Raw genomic sequence first — 20,967 nt, 5'->3', positions numbered from 1 at the left:
GCCTACCGACGGCCGGGGTGCCTGGCGGGACCGGGGATGAGCACCACTCCCGGCCCCGCCCGTCCGCACCCTGCCGGCGAACGATCAACAGCCCTACCGCTTGGCCGCCTTGCGGGTGGCCCGCAGCCACTCCTTGTTCATGCTCGTGATGGACACCAGCGGAATGCCCTTGGGGCAGGCGGTGGCGCACTCCCCCGTGAGCGTGCAGCCGCCGAACCCCTCCGCGTCCATCTGCGCCACCATGTCGAGCACCCGTGTCTCCCGCTCGGGCGCCCCCTGCGGCAGGACGTTGAGGTGGTTGACCTTGGCGGAAGTGAACAGCATCGCCGCGCCGTTCGGGCACGCGGCCACACACGCCCCGCATCCGATGCACTCCGCGTGCTCGAACGCGAAGTCGGCGTCCGGCTTCGGCACCGGGGTGGCATGCGCCTCCGGCGCGGAGCCGGTGGGCGCGGTGATGTAGCCGCCGGCCTGGATGATCCGGTCGAACGCGGACCGGTCGACGACCAGGTCCTTGACCACCGGGAAGGCGGCCGCCCGCCACGGCTCGACGTCGATGGTGTCGCCGTCCTTGAAGGACCGCATGTGCAACTGGCAGGTGGTGGTGCGCTCGGGGCCGTGCGCGTCGCCGTTGATGACGAGCGAACAGGCGCCGCAGATGCCCTCGCGGCAGTCGTGGTCGAAGGCGACCGGGTCCTCGCCCCTGAGGATGAGTTCCTCGTTGAGCGTGTCGAGCATCTCCAGGAAGGACATGTCGGAGGAGATGCCGTCCACCTCGTACGTGGACATGGCGCCTTCGGCGTCGGCGTTCTTCTGCCGCCAGACGCGCAGGTTGAGCTTCATGCGTAGCTCCGCTGGGTGGGGTGGACGTACTCGAAGACCAGGTCTTCCTTGTGCAGGGTCGGGGCCTCGCCCGTACCCGTGAACTCCCAGGCGGCCGCGTAGGAGAACTCGTCGTCCCTGCGGGCGGCCTCGCCGTCCGGCGTCTGGGACTCCTCACGGAAGTGGCCGCCGCAGGACTCGGCGCGGTGCAGCGCGTCGAGGCACATCAGCTCGGCGAGTTCCAGGTAGTCGACGATGCGGTTCGCCTTCTCCAGGGACTGGTTGAACTCCTCGCCGGTCCCCGGCACCTTGATCCGCCGCCAGAACTCCTCGCGGATCTGCGGGATGCGCTCAAGGGCCTTGCGCAGTCCGGCGCCGCTCCGCGCCATGCCGCAGAACTCCCACATCAGCTCGCCGAGTTCGCGGTGGAAGGAGTCGGGGGTGCGGTCGCCGTCGACGGCCAGGAGCAGGCCGATCCGGTCCTCGGTCTGAGCCAGCACCTCCTGGACGGCGGGGTGTTCGGCCGTGACCGCCTCCTGGTGCGGGTTGCGGGCCAGGTAGTCGTTGATGGTGGCCGGCAGGACGAAGTAGCCGTCGGCCAGGCCCTGCATCAGCGCGGAGGCACCGAGCCGGTTGGCGCCGTGGTCGGAGAAGTTGGCCTCGCCGATCGCGAACAGGCCCGGCACGGTGGTCTGCAGGTCGTAGTCGACCCAGAGGCCGCCCATCGTGTAGTGCACGGCGGGGTAGATCCGCATCGGCACCTCGTACGGATCCTCGTCGGTGATCCGCTGGTACATGTCGAAGAGGTTGCCGTACTTGGCCTCGACGGCCCCCCGGCCCATCCGCTCGATCGCGTCGGCGAAGTCCAGGTAGACGCCCTGCCCGCCGGGGCCCACTCCCCTGCCCTCGTCGCAGACGTTCTTCGCGGCGCGGGAGGCGATGTCGCGCGGGACCAGGTTGCCGAAGGACGGGTAGATGCGCTCCAGGTAGTAGTCGCGCTCGTCCTCGGGGATCCTGTCCGGCGGCCGGGTGTCGCCCTTGGCCTTCGGCACCCAGATCCGCCCGTCGTTGCGCAGCGACTCGCTCATCAGGGTGAGCTTGGACTGGTGGTCGCCGGTGCGCGGGATACAGGTGGGGTGGATCTGCGTGAAGCAGGGGTTGGCGAAGTACGCGCCCCGCCGGTGGGCCCGCCAGATCGCGGTGGCGTTGGAGTTCATGGCGTTCGTCGACAGGTAGAAGACATTGCCGTAACCGCCGCTGGCGAGTACGACGGCGTCCGCGAAGTACGTGTCGATCCTGCCCGTGATCAGGTCCCGCGCGACGATCCCGCGCGCCCGTCCGTCGATGACGATCAGGTCGAGCATCTCGGTGCGCGGGTGCAGCTCCACGTTCCCGGCCGCGATCTGCCGGGACAGCGCCTGGTAGGCGCCGAGCAGCAGCTGCTGGCCCGTCTGACCGCGGGCGTAGAACGTGCGCGAGACCTGGACGCCGCCGAAGGAACGGGTGTCGAGCAGGCCGCCGTACTCGCGCGCGAAGGGCACGCCCTGCGCCACGCACTGGTCGATGATCTCGACCGAGATCTGCGCCAGCCGGTGGACGTTGGACTCGCGCGCCCGGAAGTCGCCGCCCTTGACGGTGTCGTAGAACAGCCGGTGCACGGAGTCGCCGTCGTTGCGGTAGTTCTTCGCCGCGTTGATGCCGCCCTGCGCCGCGATGGAGTGGGCACGGCGCGGGGAGTCCTGGTAGCAGAACTGGACGACGTGGTAGCCCTGTTCGGCGAGGGTGGCGCCCGCGGAGCCGCCCGCGAGGCCGGTGCCGACGACGATCACCGTGTGCTTGCGGCGGTTGGCCGGGTTCACCAGCTTGGCCTCGAAACGGCGCTTGTCCCAGCGCTCGTCGACCGGGCCGGAGGGTGCCTTGGCGTCGGTGACCGGCTCACCGGTCGTGTAGTCGGTGTAGGTCATGGTCAGCTCACCACTCCGGTCATGACGCCCACGGGTACGGCGATGAAGCCGGCGGTGAGCAGTAGCGCCAGTACATTGGCGACGGTCTTCAGGGCGCGGTCGCGGCTGCGGCTGCCGGCGCCGAGGGTCTGTGCGGCGCTCCAGAACCCGTGCCTGATGTGCAGGCCGAGCGCGAGCATCGCGACGATGTAGATGACGTCGCCGTACCAGGTGGAGAAGGTGTCCACGACGTTCTGGTACGGGTGGCCCTCCTGGAAGCCACCGGAGTGCACGGTGCCGGTGGTCAGGTCCAGGAGGTGCCAGACGACGAACAGGCCCAGGATGATCCCGCCCCAGCGCATGGTGCGCGTGGCGTAGCTCGCCCGTGGCTTCCTGTGCACGTACTTGCTGGGACGTGCCCGGATGTCACGGCGGCTGAGCTGGTAGGCGGACGTGGCATGGGCGACCACGGCGACGACCAGGACGACGCGGATGAGCCACAGGGTCCACTCATAGTGCATGAACGGTTCACCGACGGTGCGCAGCCAGTGGGCATAGTGGTTGAACTCGCCCGCCCCGAAGTAGATCTTCAGGTTCCCGATCATGTGCGCGACCAGGTACAGCAGCATGATCAGGCCGCTGACCGCCATTACTGTCTTCTTGCCGACGGTGGAGTCCCACACGGTGTGTGCCATGGACGGCCGTCGGTCCGTCCGCGTTGCCAGAGCCATGAGTCAGAACGCTAGGGCCGAAGGTCCTGATCGGTCCAAGACATGGTCCAGCTGGATTCCATAGGCGGCAGCTATCATGTAACCGTGCAGTTCCAGCAGCTTCAGTACTTTGTGGCGGTAGCCGAGACCCGGCACTTCACCCGGGCCGCCGAGCTGGTCCATGTCGCGCAGCCGTCCTTGTCCCAGCAGATCAAGGCGCTGGAGCGGGAGTTGGGGGCGGATCTGTTCCTGCGGGCACGCGGCAACATCACGCTCACCGACGCGGGCGAGGCGCTGCTGCCGCTGGCCCGGCGGATCCTGGCCGACGCCGACACCGCACGGCACGAGGTGCAGGAGCTGGTGCAGCTGCGCGGCGGCCGCGTCCGCCTGGGCGCCACCCCGAGCCTGTGCACCGGGCTGCTCCCGGACGTGCTGCGGGCCTTCCACGACCGCTATCCCGGCATCCGGCTGCTGGTCGAGGAGGGCGGCTCCCACGACCTCGTACGGCAGCTCGCGCGCGGCGCCCTCGACCTCGCCCTGATCGTCCTCCCCCTGCCACCCGCCTCACCCGCCCTGACCACGGTGGAGCTGCTCCGCGAGGACCTGGTGGTGGTGTCCTCCCCGGAGGCGCCCGCCCCGGGCCGGGACGGGCGGACGGTGCGCATCGCCGACCTGGAGGGTGAGCGCCTCGTGATGTTCCGGCACGGCTACGACCTGCGCGAGCTCACGGTGGCCGCGTGCCGCTCCGCGGGGTTCGAGCCGGACTTCGCGGTGGAGGGCGGTGAGATGGACGCGGTGCTGGGGTTCGTGCGGGCGGGGCTCGGCGTGGCCGTCGTACCGCGGATGGTCGCCACCCGGGCCGGGCGGGGGCTCAGGGTGACACCGCTGGCCCGGCCGGGGTTGCATCGGACGATCGCGCTGGCCCACCGGAGCGATGTGGCTCCGCCTCGGGCCGCGCGGGAGCTGCAGCGGATGCTGCTGGAGCGGTGAGGCCGGGTTTCGCCCGGACCCGCCTGCCGCGCAAGCGCCGTCCAGGAGTGCGGGCCCGTTGTGGCTTGTCGCGCCCACGCGGCGGAGCCGCATGTCGATACAGCCCCGCGCCCCTGGGGGAACTGCGCCGCCCGTACTTCGGAACGTCAGCCCATCGCGTCCACCGGGGCCAGCTCATGCAGCCGCTCCGGTGGACCCGTCAGCCCGTCGCGTCCACCAGGGCCAGTTCGTGCAGCCGCTCCGGTGGGCCCGGGCGGGCGTAGTACCAGCCCTGGGCCGTGTCGCAGCCCAGTATGCGCAGCTGCTCGGCCTGGGCGCCGGTCTCCACGCCCTCCACCGTGACCGCGAGGTCGAGGCTGTGGGCGAGGGAAACGATCCCCTCCACGATCTTGAGGTCGACGGGGTCCGCCGGGAACCGCTGCATGCTCTGGGTGAACGAACGGTCCAGCTTCAGGATGCTCACCGGAAGACGGCGCAGGTTGGCCAGGTTGGAGTACCCGGTGCCGAAGTCGTCGAGGGCGATGTCGACGCCCATCTCCGCCAGCCTGCGCAGCGGTTTGAGCAGGTCGTCGTCGGCCCCGATGAGGGCGGACTCGGTGACCTCCAGACACAGCGAGTCCGGCTGGACACCCGCGTGTTCGAGGATCTCCACCGTGTCCTGGACCAGTCCGGGATGGGTGAGCTGGCACGGCGAGAGGTTGACGTTGATGCGCAGCGGCCCGGCGGCCGCCTGATCGCCGTCACGTTCTCGCCACTCACGGGCCTGGCGGACGGACTCCTGGAGGACCCAGCGGCCCAACGGCACGATCAGTCCGGTGTGTTCGGCGAGCGGGATGAACCGGTCGGGCCCGAGAACGCCGTGCTGCGGATGCAGCCAGCGCACCAGGGCCTCGGCGCCGCGGACGCTGCCGTCGCCGAGGTGGACCAGCGGCTGGTACTCGATGAAGAACTCGCCGCGCTCCAGGGCGGTCGGCAGGGCCGTGGTGAGCCCGTGCCGGGTGATGACACGGGCGTCGGCCTCCGGGTCGGCGAGCTCGGAGCGGTTGCCGCCTGCCGACTTGGCCCGGTACATGGTGATGTCGGCGCTGCGCAGCACCTCGGCCGGCGTGCGCTCGCCCGCCGGGCCCTCGACGATGCCGATGCTGCCGCGTACGAGCAGTTCACGGCCGTCGATGCGGATCGGGGTGACGAGCGCGTGCATGATGCGTTCGGCGAGCTCGTCGACCTCGCGCTCGGTGCCGGGTCCGGTGGTCAGTGCCACGAACTCGTCGCCGCCGAGCCGGGCCACCATCTCGCCGGGCGCGGTCGCGCAGGACTGGAGCCGGTCGGCGACCTCGACGAGCAGCCGGTCGCCGGCCGCGTGACCGAGGCTGTCGTTGATGGTCTTGAAGCCGTCGAGGTCGAGGTAGCACAGGCCGAAGCGCTGGCCCTCGCTCGCGCCCAGGGCCTTCTCCAGGCGTTCGAAGAACAGGGTGCGGTTGGGCAGTCCGGTGAGCGCGTCGTGCGTGGCCTCGTAGCGCAGCCGGAGGTTGAGCAGCCGCCGCTCGGTGGTGTCCTCCATGAGGGCGAGCTGGTACTGCGGGTCCCCGTCGGCGTCACGCAGCAGGGAGACCGTCAGATTGGTCCACAGGACGGTTCCGTCGGGGCGGTTGAAGGCCTTCTCGACGTGATAGTGCTCGCGCTCGCCGCGCACCAGCTCCTCGTAGAGCTTCCAGGTCTGGGGGGCGTCCTCGGGGTGGGTCCACTCCATGACGTTGCGGGTGCGCACGTTCTGCTCGGAGCCGCCGAACATGCGCAGCAGCGCCCCGTTGACCTGGAGGACGTTGCCGTCGAGGTCGGCGATGCCGATGCCTATGGCGGCGCCCTCGAACACCGCGCGGAAGCGGGCCTCGCTGGCGTGCAGCGCCTGCGCCACCACACCCTGGGCCCTGAGCGCGGCCTGGGCGATGGCCTCCTGCTCGGCCAGGGTCCGCTCGCGCAGCGCCTGCGCGTAACCGGCGGCCATCGAGTGCTGCAGCCGCGAGGAACGCATCCGCAGCTCGTCCTGGGGACCGTCCGCGCCGCAGTAGAGCACCAGGTAGGCGTCGACACAGTCCAGGGTCCGGGAGAGCGCGTCGGGGTCGGTGCAGTGCGCCCCGATCAGCGCCGCGCCGACCGCCCTGGCCTCGTCGGCGTCGAAGCTGCGGGCCCGCAGCACCCCGCTCAGCCTGCGCGCGAGCGGCAGGAGCTGCTCCTCGAACTCCGGCCGGGTCAGCGACGTGGAGGTCACCGGGAACACGGCCCGGCTCCAGATCGTCGCGAACCGGCGCAGTCTGTCCTCCGGCCCGTCCGGCTCCGCGGTCACGCCGTACGCCCCACGCCCGCGAAACCGGAGAAGGCGTAGGGATCCTCGTCCTCCGGTGCCGTCTGAGGCCGCCAGTGCGGCATCGGCACCAGCCCGGGTTCCACCATGTCGTACCCCTCGAAGAACCGCGCGATCTCGTCGCGCGAGCGCATGATCAGCGGGTTGCGAATGTCCTTGTACACGTCCACCGCGCCCTCCGCCCGCTCGGCCGGCAGCGGGATTCCCTCGTACGAGGCATGCGTGAGGATCAGCAGGCTGCCGGGCGCGAGCGCGTCGCGCAGCTCGGCCACCGCTCCGTACGGGTCGTCCGCGTCTTCCACGAAGTGCAGTATGGCAACGAGAAGCAGCGCCACTGGTCGATTCAGGTCGACGAGACGTTCCACCTGAGGGCTCGACAGGATCTCCCGCGGCTTGCGGAGGTCCGCGGCGACGACGTCCGTGTCCTCGTGGCCCGCCAGGACCGCCTGGCTGTGCGCCACGGCCACCGGGTCGTGGTCGACGTACACGACCCGGGCGCCGGGCCGGGCCTGCTGGGCCACCTCGTGCACGTTGCCGAAGGTCGGGATGCCGGAGCCTATGTCGAGGAACTGGTCGATGCCCTCGTCGGCGGCGAAGCGCACGGCGCGCCGCATGAACGCCCGGTTCGCCTGCATGATCTTCGGGAGTCCCGGCATGAACTCCATCGCCTTGCGGGCCGCCTCGCGGTCGACCTCGAAGTTGTGCGATCCGCCCAGGTAGTAGTCGTAGATACGCGAAACGCTCGGCACCGAGATGTCGATGCTTCGTGGGGCCCAGGCGGGACGCTCCATGTATCTCTCCAAGGCGTAGGCGACAGGTCAGGCGATCCGGTGTTCGAGCAGAGGCTACTGATCGCCCGCCAAAGGAGCGACCCGAACCGGAAATTGACCGTCCGTTCCCGGTCACTGCCTGCGGCACGTGCCGGATCGACGCCGCTCGGTGACGGACCCGGAACACGACGAACCGCCCCCTCCGTGCGGTGCGGAGGGGGCGGAGCTGTGGTCGCGCGCCAATTGTCGTGCGCCGGTGCTTACTTGGACGCGCCGACCAGCTTTCCATCGGGCGCGACGGCGTACCAAGTACCGCCGACGCCCTGACCGTTGGTGTCCCCGGCCTTCGAGTCACCGGAGAAGGTGTAGATCGGCCAGCAGTTGACCGTCTGCTGCTTCTGGCCGTTGTCGGGCCGGGCGAAGCCCATCAGGCCCTTCTTCACGACGCCCTTGGTGTCGCTCGAGGCGACCTCGGCGACGGCCGGCCACTTCTCCAGGCAGGCGCCGGTGCAGTTCGAGACGACCTTGGGCCACGCCTTGTCCTTGATGAAGCGGTAGACCGTCCTGCCGTTCTTGTCGACGATGATGTCGCCGAGCTTGGCGTCCTTGCGGACGGACAGACCGGGCAGGGAGGCCAGCGTGGCCTTCTTGCCGTCGGGGGCGAGCGCGAACCACTTGCCGCCCACGCCCTGGCCGTTGACGTCACCGGCGTTGACGTCCTTGGCGTAGCGGTACGCAGGCCAGCCGCCGATGGTCAGCTGCTTGGTGCCGTCGGCGCGGGTGACCTCGCCGAGCAACGCCTTGTCGATGCCCTCGCCGGCCGTGGCGTCGTCCGCGGGAACCGGCGGCCAGGTCGTGGCGCAGTCGCCGTTGCAGTTCGACTTGGGCGGGTTGGCGGTGTCCGCGTCGAAGCGGTACAGGGTGAGACCGGCACCGTCCGTCAGCACCTTGCCCAGGTCCGGGTTGGCGGCCACGGCCAGCTTGCCCGCGGGCGCCACCGCGGCGGGGGAGCTCGAACTCTGGGTGCCGTCGGCACCGTAGCCGTTGCCGGCACCGGTCCCGGTACCGGTTCCCGCGCCGGCAGTGATGCTGCCGGCGCCCGCCGCCGCCGTCGCACCGACGTTCTGGGCCGCCGACGACGGAGTGGTGGCGTTGTCCTGACCGCACGCCGTCGTGAGCATCAGCACCGACGCGGCCGTCGCCACGAGTGAGGCGCTCCGCCAGGAGGTATTCATCGTCAACTCCCCATAATCACCTGGATATTGCAGCGCCTCTGCGTCGCCGCACGACCATGGGTACGGACGGGACCGGTCGTTGTGTTCAACCGGCGCACAAATTTCTTTCCGAGACCTGTGACGCCACCGGCGCCCGCGCCCTGCGACACCCCCGGCGCACCTCGCACGAGCGTGCCATCGGCGCGCCGCCGCGGCTCCCGTCGTTCAAACCGCCGTACGGCACCCGTCCCACCTTCGGGGCAATCCCCTCGCGCTCCGGCGTGGGACGGTGTTCCGCTGCCCATGATCTCGGTCGTGCATCGACCCGAACGGACCCGATTCGCGCTCGCCACGAAGGTGCTGGCCGCACTGGCGCTGGCGTGGACCCTCGCGGGCTGTCCGGCCGGTCCGGCGGCCGCCGACGCCTGCGCCTACGCCTCGACCGGCCAGGACGGCACGGTCGCGGTCGCGGTGGCCGTCGCCGGCGGCGGCTCCTGGCCCACACCTCCCGCCTGGCCGACGCCCGCTCCCCTGCCCTGCCCCACGCCCACGCCCACCCCGGTCCCGCCGAAACCGACGCCGACCCCGCGTCCGACGCCGCCACCGGCGCCCCCGCCGAAGCCGAAGCCCACGCCGAGACCCCTGCCGCCACCACCCGCGCCCAAGCCACCCGCGCCCCGGCCGGCCCCTGTCCGCACCCCGACGCCGACGCCGACGCCGACGCCGTCCCCGTCGCCCAAGCCCACCCCGCGGCCCTCACCGACCCCGGTGAGCTTTCCGCGGTACCACCCCAGGCCGACCGGCGGGACCACGCACGGCCGCACGTCCCCGGTCACCTACGTCCTGCTCATCACCGTCCCCGCGGTGGTCGCGGTCGCCGCGCTGCGCCCGCGCTGACGCCTCGGCGCGTCGATGCGTCGATGCGTCGATTCCCTGTTCTCTGGAGGCACCTGTTGTCGGATTGGCTTGTTCTCGCCCTCGCCATGCTGGGCGCGTGCGCCGTCGTGGTCGTCATCACCCTCGTACGGCACCGCACGGCCACCGAGGACGACGACCCCAGTGAGACCCCGGACGTCATCGAGTACATGACCATGTGGATCGGTGTCGTGTACGCCATCGTGCTGGGCCTGGCCATCGCGGGGGTGTGGGAGGCGCGGAGCGCCGCCCAGGACCACGTACAGGCGGAGGCCCAGGCGCTGCACGAGATCTCCGAGCGGGTCCGCGTCTATCCGCCCGACGTCCGCGACCGGATTCGGGGCGATGTCAACGTCTATGTCGGACACGTCGTCACCACCGAGTGGAGGGCGATGGCCGACCACGGCCGGCTCACCTCGCGCGGAACCGAGCTGCTCGGCCGCGTCCGCCAGGACGTCACCGACTTCGAGCCGAAGACGGACTACCAGGCGCAGGCCTACCAGCCGCTCGTCGACCAGGTGGCCGCGGCCGACCAGGCGCGCACCGCCCGGGCCGACTCGACGGGAGCGACGATGCCGGGCGTGGTGTGGGGTGGGCTGCTCGCCGGGGGCGCGATCACCGTCGCCATGGTCTTCGCCCTGCAGATCCGGCGCACGAAACGCGAGCTCCTCCTAGCCGGGCTGTTCTCCGCGACGATCGCCTTCATGCTCTTTCTGATCTGGGACTTCGACTCGCCCTACAGCCGCGGCATCGCGGCGACGGCCCAGCCGTTCCTGGCCCTGTTCCCGCACGTCAAGGGTTGACGGCGGCAGCCCGCGGGTCCGGCTGACAGGCCCTCACCTGCGGGCGGGCGCCGCGTGACGTGAGGGACCGGGGCGAAGGCCTGTCGCCGTGCGATGTGCTCTCCGGAAGGGACCGGCTCGGGAGAGGGGCCGCCCGGTCAGATCCGCTTCTCGTGCCTGCGGCGGACCCAGAACACCCCGCCGCCGATCACCGCCGAGGCCACGAGCCCGCCGCCGATGGCCATGTCCGTCGTCGTCGCCCCGGACGAGATGCTGCCGCCGAGGCCGGCTTTGCTGCCGCCGCGCGGTGTCGTGGCGCCCTGCTCGTCCCGGATCACGGTCAAGGCGTCCGGGCGGGTCAGGCTGCGGCCGTTGCAGTTGACCGTGATCTCGTACGAGCCCGGCTGGGCGTTGGGGCTGACCGCCGCTTTGCCCTTGGCCGTGTCACTGTTGATGAACGGTGTCAGCGAGACGTCGTGGGTGAAGGCTAGCGAGGTCGCGACGCCGCCGCTCCGGCAGCCGTCCACCGTGATGGTGATCCCTTCTTCGCCCGGGCGGACCACGTTGGGGCTGGCGTTGATGTTCCTCGGGAACCCGCCGTTGTTGCCGCCCTCGTTGCGCCCATGGTTCTCGAACCCGTTGTTGGGGCGGAACCCGTTGTTGTTCCCGAACCCGTTGTTCGGGAACCCGTTGTTGAAGCCGCCGACACCGCCGACGCCGATACCGACACCACCGACACCACCGATGCCGCCGATACCACCGACACCGCCGATGCCGCCGACGCCGCCGATGCCAGTGCCTCCGATGACCGCCCCGCTCGTTTCCGTGGCACTCGGGCCGCCGGGGTTGCCCATGCCGTCCGCGACGGCCGCGGGGGCGGCGAGCCCGAGGGCGGCGGCCGTGGCGGCCGCGGCCGCCAGGGCGCGTGTGTTTCTCATGTGATCCTCCGCGGGAGGCACCCCGGGACCCGTCCCCGGTCGATCGGCGAGAAAGCACCTCCAGGACAGACCCTCGGACTCGCGGAACACGCCCGCATGTCGAGAATGGTCCGTCCTGGTGAGCGGACACGCCGGAGGAAAACCACACAATAGGACAACGCCGCAGGTCACGGACCGTCAGAAAATTTCCTGTCCCCGGCTACTCGGATGGCGCACCGAAAGGCGTCCGGGCCACCCGTTCGCCCTCCGTCTCGTCGCTGGTCGCGGCCGCGGGACTTAGCGTTCTCGTATGCGCGATTGACGTGGTGACAGCCCTGTCGAGAGGGGATGGCGAATGTACGGGTCCCAGCTGGCCGAGCTTGCCGAAGAGGAGGAGCGACGGAGGAAGCGCGCCCCGTGGGGCGTCATAGCGCTGGTTCTGCTGACCGGGCTCGCGCTCATCCGCAACGGCTCGGGAGAGTTCGACGTCGGACCGCCGCAGCCCGAGAAGGCCGCGGCCGCGGCCGCGGACAGCAGCGTGCCCGGCACCGACGTCGCCGAGGCCCCGCAGGCCCTGCCGTTCTCCGCCGTCGACCGGGTCAGGATCCCCGCGATCCGAATCGACGCACCGGTCGTGCCCGTGGGCCTCGACACGGACGGCTGGGTCGCCGCGCCACCGCCCGAGAACCCGAACCTGGCCGGCTGGTTCACCGGTTCCGTCTCGCCCGGCGAAAAGGGAACCGCGGTGATCGTGGGGCACGTCGACAACACGAAGGGCCCGGCCGTGTTCTACGAACTCGGGTCCCTGTCGAAGGGGAACCGCATCGAGGTCGGCCGCAAGGACGGCAGGACCGCCGTCTTCGAGATCTACGGCGTCGAACTCTTCGCGAAGAGCAATTTCCCGGGAGACCGTGTCTACGGCTCCAAGGGCACGCCCGAACTGCGGATCATCACCTGCGGCGGAGGCTTCTCCAAGCAGCACGGCTACGACGGCAACGTCGTCGTCTTCGCCCGCCTGGCCGGGGTCCGCTGAGCGTTCCCCGGCGGGGCGGGCGGCGGCCCGTTCAGGTGGTGCGCCGTCGCGGGACGGTGATGTGATAGCCGGAGTCGAGCAGATACGGCAGGTACTGGCGCAGCGCCCGCACGCTCTGGGAGCGGTCTCCCCCGGCGTCGTGGGAGAGCACGACGACACCGGGGGCGGCGCCGCCCTCGATCCGGTCGACGATGGTGCGGGTGCCCGGAGTGGTCCAGTCGAGGCTGTCGACCGTCCAGGCCAGCGGCTCCATCCCCATCTCGGCACCCAGCTGGAACGCCGCGCGGTTCCAGGCCCCGTAGGGCGCCCGGAACCACAGGGGCCGCTCCCCGTAGGCGTCCTCGATGACATCGCTGGTGCGCACCATCTCGGAGCGGATCTCGCTGCGGCGGAGCTGGGTCAGCAGCGGATGGGTCCAGGTGTGGTTGCCGACGACATGCCCGACGTCGGCCATCCGGGCCAGCAGTTCCCTGTTGTTCGCGGCCATCTCCCCGCACACGAAGAACATCGCGCGGACGCCGTACTCGTCCAGGGTGTCCAGGATGCTGGGCGTGTAGCGGGGGTCGGGGCCGTCGTCGAAGGTCAGCACCATGATGCGGCCGCCGTGTCCGGGCATCTCCAGGATGGGTTCCCGCCGCACGGCGACCTCGCGGGGGCGGGCGCGCGGCGGTCCGTCCCCCGTGAGGGGCTGGAGCCGGTAGGCGGAGGACTTGAGCGCGGCGCGCGCCTGCGGGCCCGCGACGGGCGGCGCGGTCGGTACCGACTCCTCGTCCGTGCCCGACGCGAGCAGTCCGGCCGCCCCTGCGGCGCCCAGAAAGGCGGCGCCGGCGAGCAGCATCCGGCGCCGGGTGAGCAACTGATCCTTCTGCATGACTCATCAGTCGCCCGACGATGCTCCGGCGCACCACAGCGACACCGGTTCGGAGGCTGGAAAGCACCCGGTCGGACCAGGATCAGTCCGGGTCAGCGGCGGCGCACCAGGGGGAACGGGAGTGTCTCGCGGATCGTCAGGCCGGTGAGGAACATGACCAGTCGGTCGACGCCGATGCCGAGCCCGCCGGTGGGCGGCATCGCGTATTCCAGGGCGTCGAGGAAGTCCTCGTCCAGCTCCATCGCCTCGGGGTCTCCCCCGGCGGCGAGCAGGGACTGGGCGGTGAGGCGGCGGCGCTGTTCGACCGGGTCGGTCAGTTCGGAGTAGGCGGTGCCGAGTTCGGTGCCGAAGGCGACCAGGTCCCAGCGCTCGGCGAGGCGCGGGTCGGTGCGGTGCTGCCGGGTGAGCGGGGAGACGTCGGTCGGGAAGTCCTTGTAGAAGGTGGGCAGCTGGGTCCGTTCCTCGACGAGGCGCTCGTACATCTCCAGGACGATGTCGCCGTGCCCGTCGTCCGCGGTGTACGGCACCCCGGCCCGGTCGCACAGCCGGTGCAGGGTCTCCAGGTCCGTGCCGGGGCCGGCCTCCTCGCCCAGCGCCTCCGAGATCGCCCCGTACACCGTCCTGACCGGCCAGGGCCCGGAGATGTCGTACTCCCTGCCGTCCTTGCGGACGACCGGGCGGCCGAAGGCGGCGGTGGCCGCGCCCTGGACGAGCTCGCGGGTGAGGTCGAGCATGTCGTCGTAGTCGGCGTGCGCCTGGTAGGCCTCCAGCATCGTGAACTCGGGGTTGTGCTTGTGGGAGACGCCCTCGTTGCGAAAGGTGCGGCCCAGCTCGAAGACCTTCTCCAGGCCGCCGACGCACAGCCGCTTCAGGTACAGCTCGGGGGCGATGCGCAGGTACAGGTCGAGGTCGTAGGCGTTGATGTGGGTGGTGAAGGGGCGGGCGTTGGCACCGCCGTGGATCTGCTGGAGCATCGGGGTCTCGACCTCCAGGAAGCCACGGTCGAGCAGGCCCTGGCGCAGGGCCTGTACGACGGTGGAGCGGGCGCGGACCACGTCGCGGGCGTCGGGGCTGGTCACCAGGTCGAGGTAGCGCATGCGCACCTTGGTCTCGGGATCGGTCAGGCCTCGGCGTTTGTCGGGCAGGGGGCGCAGGCACTTGCCGGTCAGCTGCCAGGAGGTGACGAACACCGTCGGCTCGCCCTTGTCGCTGCGGCCTGCGCGGCCGGTGGCGACGATGTGGTCGCCGATGTCGGTGTCGGCGGTGAAGCGGTCGAGGGCCGGGCCGGAGCCGGTGCGGGTGAGGGCCAGTTGGCCGTCGCCGGACCAGTCGCGCAGGACGACGAAGACGATGCCGCCGAAGTCGCGGACCAGCATGATCCGGCCCGCGACCGTGACCTCCTCGCCCTCTCGCACCTCGGCGAGGGTGTGGGTCGGCCGCGGAGTCCCCACGGGGTAGGGGTCGGTGCCGTCGGCACGCAGCCGGTCGAGCCTGCGGTGCCGTACGCGGACCTGTTCGGGCAGGCCCGCGTACGGTGCGGCGGGCCCGGCCTCGCCCCCTCCGTCGAGGCCGAGCTCCGGCAGGGGCGGCAGACCCTCGGTGCTCGTGGGCCGCTGCCCGGCCTGCGAGTGCCCCTTTCCCCAGAGTTTGCGCAGCGACGGTACGGAGACGAAGCCCTCGGCGATTCCGGAGGCGAGGCCGATGCGGGCGAGGGAGGCGGGCTCGCCGTAGCAGATGAAGCGGGGGTACCACTCGGGGTGGTACTTCGCGTTCGAGCGGTACAGGGCCTCCAGTTGCCACCACCGGGAGAAGAACAGCAGCAGGCGGCGCCACAGCCTGAGGACCGGTCCGGCACCGATGCGGGCGCCCTCCTCGAACGCCGAGCGGAACGCCGCGAAGTTGAGGGAGATCCGGTGCACGCCGAGTTTGGGGGCGGCGGCGCACAGCTCGGCGACCATGAACTCCATGACGCCGTTGGGGGCGGTGCGGTCACGACGCATCAGGTCGAGGGAGACGCCCTCCGCGCCCCAGGGCACGAAGGAGAGCAGCGCGAGGAGCCGGCCGTCGCCGCTGTGGGCCTCCACGAGGAGGCAGTCGCCGTCGGCCGGGTCGCCGAGCCGGTCCAGGGCCATGGAGAAGCCGCGCTCGGTCTCGGTGTCGCGCCAGGCGTCGGCCTTGTCGACGACCGCCTCCATCTCCGCCTCGGTGAGGACGCGGTGGCGGCGGACGCGGCAGGTGGCGCCGGTGCGCCGGACCCGGTGCACGGCCTGACGGGTGACGCGCATGTCGCGACCGTCCAGGTCGAAGCCGGGCACGTGCACGATGGCCTCGTCGCCGAGCTGGAGCGCGCCGAGTCCGGCGCGGGCATAGGCGGTGGCACCGTCCACGGAGGCGCCCATGACGGCGGGAGCCCAGGCATGGCGGCGGGCCAGGCCGAGCCAGACGGCGATGGCGTGCGGCCAGGCCTCGCGGTCGCCGACGGGGTCGCCGCTGGCCAGGCAGACACCGGCCTCGACGCGGTAGGTGACGGCGGCCTTGCCGCTGGGCGAGAAGACGACGGCCTTGTCGCGCCGGGTGGCGAAGTAGCCGAGGGAGTCGTCCTCGCCGTACGTCTTGAGGAGGGCGCGGATGCGGGCCTCCTCGTCACCGTGCAGGGCGGCCTCCAGCCGCTGCGAACGGAACAGGGTGGCCGCGGCGTTCAGCAGGGCGAGCGCGCCGAACAGGCCGAGCAGGAAGGTGACGGCGCGGGGCGGACGGCCGTCGAAGGACCGGTCGGAGACCAGACCGCCCAGCACCCGGTCGGCCGCCCAGGCCAGGTGCTGGCCCTCGGGCAGCGTGCCGGGGATCAGCGAGACCAGGCCCCAGCCCGCCAGGATCGCCACGGCGAGGCCGACGAGCAGGACGGCGAGCGCCCGCCACACGGCGCCGCGCCGGGACGCGGCGTAGAACTCCTTGCGGGCCACGACCAGCAGGACCAGCGCGAGACCGCACACCACCAGGGAAGGCAGCGACTGGGCGTACTGGCCGAGCGCGGCGCCGAGGATGTCACTGAGGACGATCAGGCCGAGATAGACGACGACCAGCCACCAGGCGACCTTCTTGCGCGCCCCGGTCGCGGCTGCCAGCAGGAAGAGGAAGACGGCGTACGCGAGATTGGCGCTGACGGGCACGAGGAGCAGGTCGAGGAAGTGGACGAGCGGGCGGAGCAGGACGCGCAGCGGGGTGATGAACGCGAGCAGGCCGCACAGGAGGCCGAGGGCGCCGAAGAAGGTCGCGAAGCTCTCGGGCACCCGGCTGAGGAAGCCGCCCGCGGCCGGCCGTATCGGGCCCGCGGCGTCCCTCCCCGTGGCGGCCTCCGCGGTGGCACTCATGGTTCCGACTGTAGGAAGGCCCCGGGCAGCTCGCTCGTCGAGCGGTCCCGGGCGGTCCCGGGCGGTCCCGGGCGGACGCCGGAGCCGGGTGTTCCGATAGCCTCGAAACCGTGACGGAAGACCGGGAACAGCACGAACAGCACGAGCACCGGTTCGAGCGGGGCACGGACGGGCCGAAGGTCATCGTGGTCGGTGTGGACGGTTCCGACTCCTCGCTGCGCGCCGCGGCCTACGCCAGTGGCCTGGCGCGGCGGCAGCATGCGTTGCTCGCCGTCGTGTACGTGCAGCCGGTACTCACGGCCGGCGCGGCGCTCGGGGCACCGGTGGCGGAGACGACCGAGGAGATCGCCGAGGACCTGATCGGGCAGATCCGGGAGGCGGCCGAGCGGCTCAAGGGGATGTTCGACGTGCGCTGGGAGTTCCACACCTTCCGCGGCGATCCCTACAACGGCCTGGTCAAGGCGGCGGACGAGCTCAAGGCGGACGCGGTGGTCGTCGGCGCCTCCGAGCAGGCGGGCCACCGGATCATCGGCTCCGTGGCCGTCCGGCTGGTCAAGGCGGGGCGCTGGCCGGTGACGGTGGTGCCGTAGCCCCCGGGGCGCTCGCGGGAGCGGCGGCGGGGTAACCGGCGTCAGAACCTGGACGCCCGCGTGGGCCGAGCCCGTACGGGCGTCTACCGTGGGCGGACGCCGCCGAGCCATGATGAGACTTGCGTCACCCGTTTCCTGTCGGCGAAGGGGTGAGGCACATGGCCAAGCTGCGCATGGGCGAGGGGATTCTCCGTCGCAAACCCATCGAGCACATCGAGGACACGGAGGTCACCGAGGGCCCCCGGCTCGACCGGGCGCTCGGCCTGTGGCAGCTGACCGCGATCGGCATCGGCGGCATCATCGGCGCGGGCATCTTCACGCTCGCGGGCACGGTGGCCAACGGCGTGGCGGGACCCGCGGTGGTCGTCTCCTTCCTCATCGCCGGACTCGCGAGCGCGGCGGCCGCGCTGTCGTACGCCGAGTTCGCGGGGCTCATCCCGAAGGCGGGCTCGGCCTACACCTACGGGTACGCGGTGCTCGGCGAGTTCGCGGGCTGGTTCATCGGCTGGGACCTGCTCCTCGAGTACACGGCGATCGTGGCGGTGGTCGCGATCGGCATCTCCGGGTACTTCGGGTTCCTGGTCGAGGAGATGGGTGCGAACCTGCCGGCCTGGATGCTCGGCGCGCCGGGGACCGGCCACGGGCACCGGGTCGATCTGTTCGCCGCGCTCCTGTGCCTGCTCATCGCCTGGCTGCTGAACCTCGGCATCCGCAGCGCGGCCCGCTTCGAGACGGTCGTGGTGACGCTCAAGGTGCTGGTCGTGCTGGTGGTGATCGGTGTCGGTGTGTTCCACATCGACAGCGCGAACTACCACCCCTTCTTCCCGTTCGGGATCAGCGGGGCGTTCACCGGTGCGGCGACCGTGTTCTTCGCCGTCTTCGGATACGACGCCATGTCCACGGCGGCCGAGGAGTCCAAGGACGCCCAGCGGCACATGCCCAGGGCGATCATCTACTCGCTCGCCATCTCGATGGTGCTGTACGTGGCGGCCTGCCTGGTGCTGACCGGCATGCAGAAGTACACGGAGATCGATCCGGAGAGCGGCTTCTCCACGGCGTTCAAGTCGGTGGGGCTGAGCGCGCTCGCGGACGTGATCGCGGTGGGCGCGATCATCGGCATCCTCACCGTGATGTTCACCTTCATGCTGGGTGTGACCCGGGTGTGGTTCGCGATGTCCCGGGACGGGCTGCTGCCCGCGTGGTTCGCGAAGACGCACCCGACGCGGCACGTGCCGACGCGCGTCACGTGGATCGTCGGGGCCGCGTCGGCCGTCCTCGCCGGGTTCGTGCCGATCGGCGAGGCGGCCGAGCTCACCAACATCGGGATCCTGCTGGCGTTCGTGGTGGTGTGCACGGCGGTGATCGTGCTGCGCTACCGGCAGCCGGAGCTGCCGCGTACCTTCCGTACGCCGTGGATGCCGTTCGTGCCGGGACTGGGTGTCGTCTTCTCGGTCTGGCTGATCACGTTCCTGCAGTGGCAGACGTGGGTGCGGTTCGCCGTGTGGTTCGTGATCGGGGTCGTGGTCTACTTCAGCTACTCGTACAAGCGGTCGCGGCTGGCCGGTCGCTAGACCGGCACGCCGGCGGGTGCGGAGGCGGTCCGGCCGCGTCACTGACCCATGACCAGCCCGTCCTTGGCCGCACCCCGGCTGAGGACGACGTCGCGGATGCGGTCACGCACTCCGGTCAGGTCGGCGCCGTTGGTGATCGCCGCGTTGACGTCGACCACGCGGCCGGCGTCGAGGTCGTACATCTGCGGGATGTACTCGGCCCTGGTCACCTCCCAGCGGTCGCCGGGCCGGGCGGGCGGGGAGAAGGTGAAGCGGCCCATGGTGGACTGGATGGCGCGCAGGTCCTGGACGCCCTGGCTGTTGCGGATCTCGCCGGTGATCTGATCGCCCATCCCGTAGACCACCCAGGTCCCGTTGACCTTCTCGTACGCCTGCGGGACGTGGGCGTGGGCGCCGAGGATGAGGTCGACGTCGGGGCGGCCGCGGGTGCGTGAGGCGGTGAGCCGCTTGGCGAGGGCGAGCTGCTGCTCGTCGGGGACGTCCTGCCATTCGGTGCCCCAGTGCAGGGAGACGACCACCACGTCGGCGCCCGCCTTCCTGGCGGTGCGGGCGTCGGCGACGATACGGCGCTCGTCGATCAGGTTGACGGCCCAGGGCTCGCCCGGCGGGAGCGCGAGGCCGTTCGTGTCGAACGTGTACGACAGGTGTGCGACCTTCGCGGAGCCCGCGGGCAGGAGCGTGACGGTGCGTGCCTCGTTCTCGGTGCGGGCCGTGCCGGCATGCCGCAGACCCACCATGTCCAGGGTGTCCAGGGTCCGCCGGATACCGGCCGCGCCGTCGTCGAGCGCGTGCTCGGAAGCGGTCGAGCAGTCGTCGTAGCCGGCCGCGGCGAGGCTGAGGGCGACTTCCGGAGGCGCCGCGAAGGCGGGGGAACCGCTGTAGTCGCCGCTCGGGCCGTAGACGCTGTCCATGTGACACAGGGCCAGATCGGCGCGGGAGACGACGGGTCCGACCCCGGAGAGCATCGGGCGGAAGTCGTAGCCGTTGCCGCCGGCGTCGAAGCGGGCCCGTTCGAGGACGGACGTGTGCGGCAGCACGTCACCGGAGGCGACGAGGGTGAAGCCCCGGGCGGCGGGCGGCGCCGGGCGGCCGGGCGGGGCGGAGCCCTGCCGTTCCTGGGCCTGGCAGGCCGCGGCCGCGGTGAGGAGGGCCGTCAGGGCCAGGGCCACCTGTCGTCTGCGTGCGATCATCAGCTCACCCCAGTGTGCACATATGAACCTAAAGCCAGATTTACAGACAAATGGGTACGATTCTGGAAGCCACCCCAAACGGCTCCGGCACCCTCATTAACCCGTCCGGTGTCCGGGACGGGGGCCTGACGGACCGTTCGTCGAACCGTTCGCCGACGCGATCGACCGTCCGTCGCAGATCCCTGTGCACCCCCTGTCCCGAAGGCGCACCCTGCGGTGCCATACGGCCATGACGGCCGGAACCACCCTCCCGCACGGGACGACGACCGCCGAGCACGAGCTCGCCGCGCTGCAGCGCGAGCACGGCCGACCGCTCTTCGCGCTGCTGCTGCGGCTCTGCGACGGGGACCGGCAGCGCGCCGAGGACCTCGTGCAGGAGACCTTCGTGCGCGCCTGGCAGCATCCCGAGGCACTGCGCGCCGACGACTTCGACTCCGTACGGCCGTGGCTGCTGACCGTGGGGCGGCGGCTCGCCATCGACGCGCGCCGCGCCCGTCAGGCGCGGCCCCCGGAGGTCGGCGACGCGGTCCTGGAGAACGCGCGGGTGATCGCCGACCACGCCGAGCGGTCCGCCGCGACGCTGGACGTCCGCGAGGCTGTGAAGACACTCACTCGGGAACACCGTGACGTTCTGGTACTCGTGTATTTCCAAGGGGCGAGTGTTGCGGAGGCCGCGCAAACCCTCGGAATTCCGCCCGGTACCGTGAAGTCTCGCGCGTACTACGCGCTGCGCGCCCTGCGCCGGGTGCTTCCGGGATACGCGGCCGACCTGCGGTGAAACGCACGCCGACGCAAAGCCTTCGCAAAGCGCCTTGCTGAGGACCACGTTTGAGCAATCAGCTGTCTTCATCCGTGTTCCGGATGGGGCCCTGCCCCAGGCCCGGGTTCGGGCGACGCGCACGCACCGGAGGAAGGC

Annotated in this window: 17 protein-coding genes; 7 read left to right on the top strand and 10 right to left on the bottom strand. The window is 71.1% G+C overall.

What is annotated here, in order from left to right; genetic code table 11:
* Nucleotides 1–93: 93 nt before the first annotated feature.
* Genes ACIPSA_RS18840 through ACIPSA_RS18830 form a run of 3 tightly spaced genes read right to left on the bottom strand, consistent with a single transcriptional unit; the run spans nucleotide 94 to nucleotide 3,460 of the window.
* The gene (locus ACIPSA_RS18840) at nucleotides 94–843 is read right to left on the bottom strand and encodes a succinate dehydrogenase/fumarate reductase iron-sulfur subunit (RefSeq protein ID WP_402635907.1); all 750 of its coding nucleotides are present in this window, start codon (nucleotides 841–843) and stop codon (nucleotides 94–96) included.
* On the bottom strand, nucleotides 840–2,786 hold the full coding sequence (locus tag ACIPSA_RS18835; RefSeq protein WP_402635904.1) for a fumarate reductase/succinate dehydrogenase flavoprotein subunit: 1,947 nt from the start codon (nucleotides 2,784–2,786) through the stop codon (nucleotides 840–842). The genes ACIPSA_RS18840 and ACIPSA_RS18835 overlap by 4 nt, the downstream gene beginning before the upstream one ends.
* 2 nt (nucleotides 2,787–2,788) lie before the next feature.
* Nucleotides 2,789–3,460, bottom strand: a complete 672-nt coding sequence (locus tag ACIPSA_RS18830) for a succinate dehydrogenase (protein WP_402636675.1) — start codon at nucleotides 3,458–3,460, stop codon at nucleotides 2,789–2,791.
* 120 nt (nucleotides 3,461–3,580) lie between these two features.
* On the opposite strand from ACIPSA_RS18830, the gene ACIPSA_RS18825 reads away from it, so the two are divergent.
* Complete coding sequence (locus tag ACIPSA_RS18825; protein WP_402635901.1) at nucleotides 3,581–4,465, top strand: LysR family transcriptional regulator; 885 nt, start codon at nucleotides 3,581–3,583, stop codon at nucleotides 4,463–4,465.
* A 199-nt stretch (nucleotides 4,466–4,664) separates the two neighbouring features.
* Here ACIPSA_RS18825 and ACIPSA_RS18820 read toward each other — a convergent pair whose 3' ends face one another.
* The 3 genes from ACIPSA_RS18820 to ACIPSA_RS18810 all read right to left on the bottom strand — a co-directional run bounded on the left by ACIPSA_RS18820 (nucleotide 4,665) and on the right by ACIPSA_RS18810 (nucleotide 8,832).
* The gene (locus tag ACIPSA_RS18820; protein WP_402635898.1) at nucleotides 4,665–6,809 is read right to left on the bottom strand and encodes a putative bifunctional diguanylate cyclase/phosphodiesterase; all 2,145 of its coding nucleotides are present in this window, start codon (nucleotides 6,807–6,809) and stop codon (nucleotides 4,665–4,667) included.
* Nucleotides 6,806–7,618 (bottom strand): SAM-dependent methyltransferase, encoded by an 813-nt coding sequence (locus tag ACIPSA_RS18815; protein ID WP_402635895.1) that lies wholly within the window; start codon nucleotides 7,616–7,618, stop codon nucleotides 6,806–6,808. Before ACIPSA_RS18815 ends, ACIPSA_RS18820 begins: the two co-directional genes overlap by 4 nt.
* A gap of 239 nt (nucleotides 7,619–7,857) precedes the next feature.
* On the bottom strand, nucleotides 7,858–8,832 hold the full coding sequence (locus ACIPSA_RS18810) for an SCO0930 family lipoprotein (RefSeq protein WP_402635892.1): 975 nt from the start codon (nucleotides 8,830–8,832) through the stop codon (nucleotides 7,858–7,860).
* Between the two features lie 294 nt (nucleotides 8,833–9,126).
* Between ACIPSA_RS18810 and ACIPSA_RS18805 the strand changes: the two genes are divergently transcribed.
* Both ACIPSA_RS18805 and ACIPSA_RS18800 read left to right on the top strand, forming a co-directional pair.
* Complete coding sequence (locus ACIPSA_RS18805; protein WP_402635889.1) at nucleotides 9,127–9,708, top strand: hypothetical protein; 582 nt, start codon at nucleotides 9,127–9,129, stop codon at nucleotides 9,706–9,708.
* Nucleotides 9,709–9,764: 56 nt separating this feature from the next.
* Nucleotides 9,765–10,529 carry a hypothetical protein gene (locus ACIPSA_RS18800; RefSeq protein ID WP_402635886.1) on the top strand — a complete coding sequence of 255 codons (765 nt, stop codon included), beginning with the start codon at nucleotides 9,765–9,767 and terminating at the stop codon, nucleotides 10,527–10,529.
* 137 nt (nucleotides 10,530–10,666) lie between these two features.
* On the opposite strand, the gene ACIPSA_RS18795 is transcribed toward ACIPSA_RS18800, so the two are convergent.
* Entirely contained in the window at nucleotides 10,667–11,446 is a 780-nt protein-coding gene (locus ACIPSA_RS18795) for a hypothetical protein (RefSeq protein WP_402635883.1), read from the bottom strand.
* Between the two features lie 334 nt (nucleotides 11,447–11,780).
* Here ACIPSA_RS18795 and ACIPSA_RS18790 point away from each other — a divergent pair, with 334 nt between their 5' ends.
* Nucleotides 11,781–12,458: a class F sortase gene (locus tag ACIPSA_RS18790; RefSeq protein ID WP_402635880.1), complete on the top strand. Its 678-nt coding sequence runs from the start codon at nucleotides 11,781–11,783 to the stop codon at nucleotides 12,456–12,458.
* Nucleotides 12,459–12,489: 31 nt separating this feature from the next.
* Here ACIPSA_RS18790 and ACIPSA_RS18785 read toward each other — a convergent pair whose 3' ends face one another.
* Both ACIPSA_RS18785 and lysX read right to left on the bottom strand, forming a co-directional pair.
* Entirely contained in the window at nucleotides 12,490–13,329 is an 840-nt protein-coding gene (locus tag ACIPSA_RS18785) for a polysaccharide deacetylase family protein (RefSeq protein ID WP_402635877.1), read from the bottom strand.
* 92 nt (nucleotides 13,330–13,421) lie between these two features.
* A complete protein-coding gene (gene lysX, locus ACIPSA_RS18780) occupies nucleotides 13,422–16,700 on the bottom strand; it encodes a bifunctional lysylphosphatidylglycerol synthetase/lysine--tRNA ligase LysX (RefSeq protein ID WP_402635874.1) in 3,279 nt (1,092 codons plus the stop codon).
* 110 nt (nucleotides 16,701–16,810) lie between these two features.
* Between lysX and ACIPSA_RS18775 the strand changes: the two genes are divergently transcribed.
* Complete coding sequence (locus ACIPSA_RS18775) at nucleotides 16,811–17,290, top strand: universal stress protein (protein ID WP_402635871.1); 480 nt, start codon at nucleotides 16,811–16,813, stop codon at nucleotides 17,288–17,290.
* A gap of 158 nt (nucleotides 17,291–17,448) precedes the next feature.
* Nucleotides 17,449–18,861 carry an amino acid permease gene (locus ACIPSA_RS18770; RefSeq protein ID WP_402635868.1) on the top strand — a complete coding sequence of 471 codons (1,413 nt, stop codon included), beginning with the start codon at nucleotides 17,449–17,451 and terminating at the stop codon, nucleotides 18,859–18,861.
* A gap of 38 nt (nucleotides 18,862–18,899) precedes the next feature.
* Here ACIPSA_RS18770 and ACIPSA_RS18765 read toward each other — a convergent pair whose 3' ends face one another.
* A complete protein-coding gene (locus tag ACIPSA_RS18765; protein ID WP_402635865.1) occupies nucleotides 18,900–20,051 on the bottom strand; it encodes a CapA family protein in 1,152 nt (383 codons plus the stop codon).
* Between the two features lie 229 nt (nucleotides 20,052–20,280).
* Between ACIPSA_RS18765 and ACIPSA_RS18760 the strand changes: the two genes are divergently transcribed.
* The gene (locus tag ACIPSA_RS18760) at nucleotides 20,281–20,829 is read left to right on the top strand and encodes a sigma-70 family RNA polymerase sigma factor (protein ID WP_402635862.1); all 549 of its coding nucleotides are present in this window, start codon (nucleotides 20,281–20,283) and stop codon (nucleotides 20,827–20,829) included.
* Nucleotides 20,830–20,967 lie beyond the last annotated feature (138 nt).

This window comes from Streptomyces sp. NPDC086549 (genome assembly GCF_044746205.1).
GTDB lineage: Bacteria > Actinomycetota > Actinomycetes > Streptomycetales > Streptomycetaceae > Streptomyces.
The sequence above is the reverse complement of the archived record's forward strand: the minus strand, read 5'-3'. Positions and strand labels throughout refer to the sequence as shown.

Coding starts and splice junctions, on each gene's coding strand:
- ACIPSA_RS18770 (WP_402635868.1), top strand. CDS start 17,449: ATGGCCAAGCTGCGCATGGGCGAGGGGATTCTCCGTCGCAAACCCATC.
- ACIPSA_RS18830 (WP_402636675.1), bottom strand. CDS start 3,460: ATGGCACACACCGTGTGGGACTCCACCGTCGGCAAGAAGACAGTAATG.
- ACIPSA_RS18760 (WP_402635862.1), top strand. CDS start 20,281: ATGACGGCCGGAACCACCCTCCCGCACGGGACGACGACCGCCGAGCAC.
- ACIPSA_RS18785 (WP_402635877.1), bottom strand. CDS start 13,329: ATGCAGAAGGATCAGTTGCTCACCCGGCGCCGGATGCTGCTCGCCGGC.
- ACIPSA_RS18815 (WP_402635895.1), bottom strand. CDS start 7,618: ATGGAGCGTCCCGCCTGGGCCCCACGAAGCATCGACATCTCGGTGCCG.
- ACIPSA_RS18765 (WP_402635865.1), bottom strand. CDS start 20,051: ATGATCGCACGCAGACGACAGGTGGCCCTGGCCCTGACGGCCCTCCTC.
- ACIPSA_RS18790 (WP_402635880.1), top strand. CDS start 11,781: ATGTACGGGTCCCAGCTGGCCGAGCTTGCCGAAGAGGAGGAGCGACGG.
- ACIPSA_RS18840 (WP_402635907.1), bottom strand. CDS start 843: ATGAAGCTCAACCTGCGCGTCTGGCGGCAGAAGAACGCCGACGCCGAA.
- ACIPSA_RS18810 (WP_402635892.1), bottom strand. CDS start 8,832: ATGAATACCTCCTGGCGGAGCGCCTCACTCGTGGCGACGGCCGCGTCG.
- ACIPSA_RS18795 (WP_402635883.1), bottom strand. CDS start 11,446: ATGAGAAACACACGCGCCCTGGCGGCCGCGGCCGCCACGGCCGCCGCC.
- lysX (WP_402635874.1), bottom strand. CDS start 16,700: ATGAGTGCCACCGCGGAGGCCGCCACGGGGAGGGACGCCGCGGGCCCG.
- ACIPSA_RS18835 (WP_402635904.1), bottom strand. CDS start 2,786: ATGACCTACACCGACTACACGACCGGTGAGCCGGTCACCGACGCCAAG.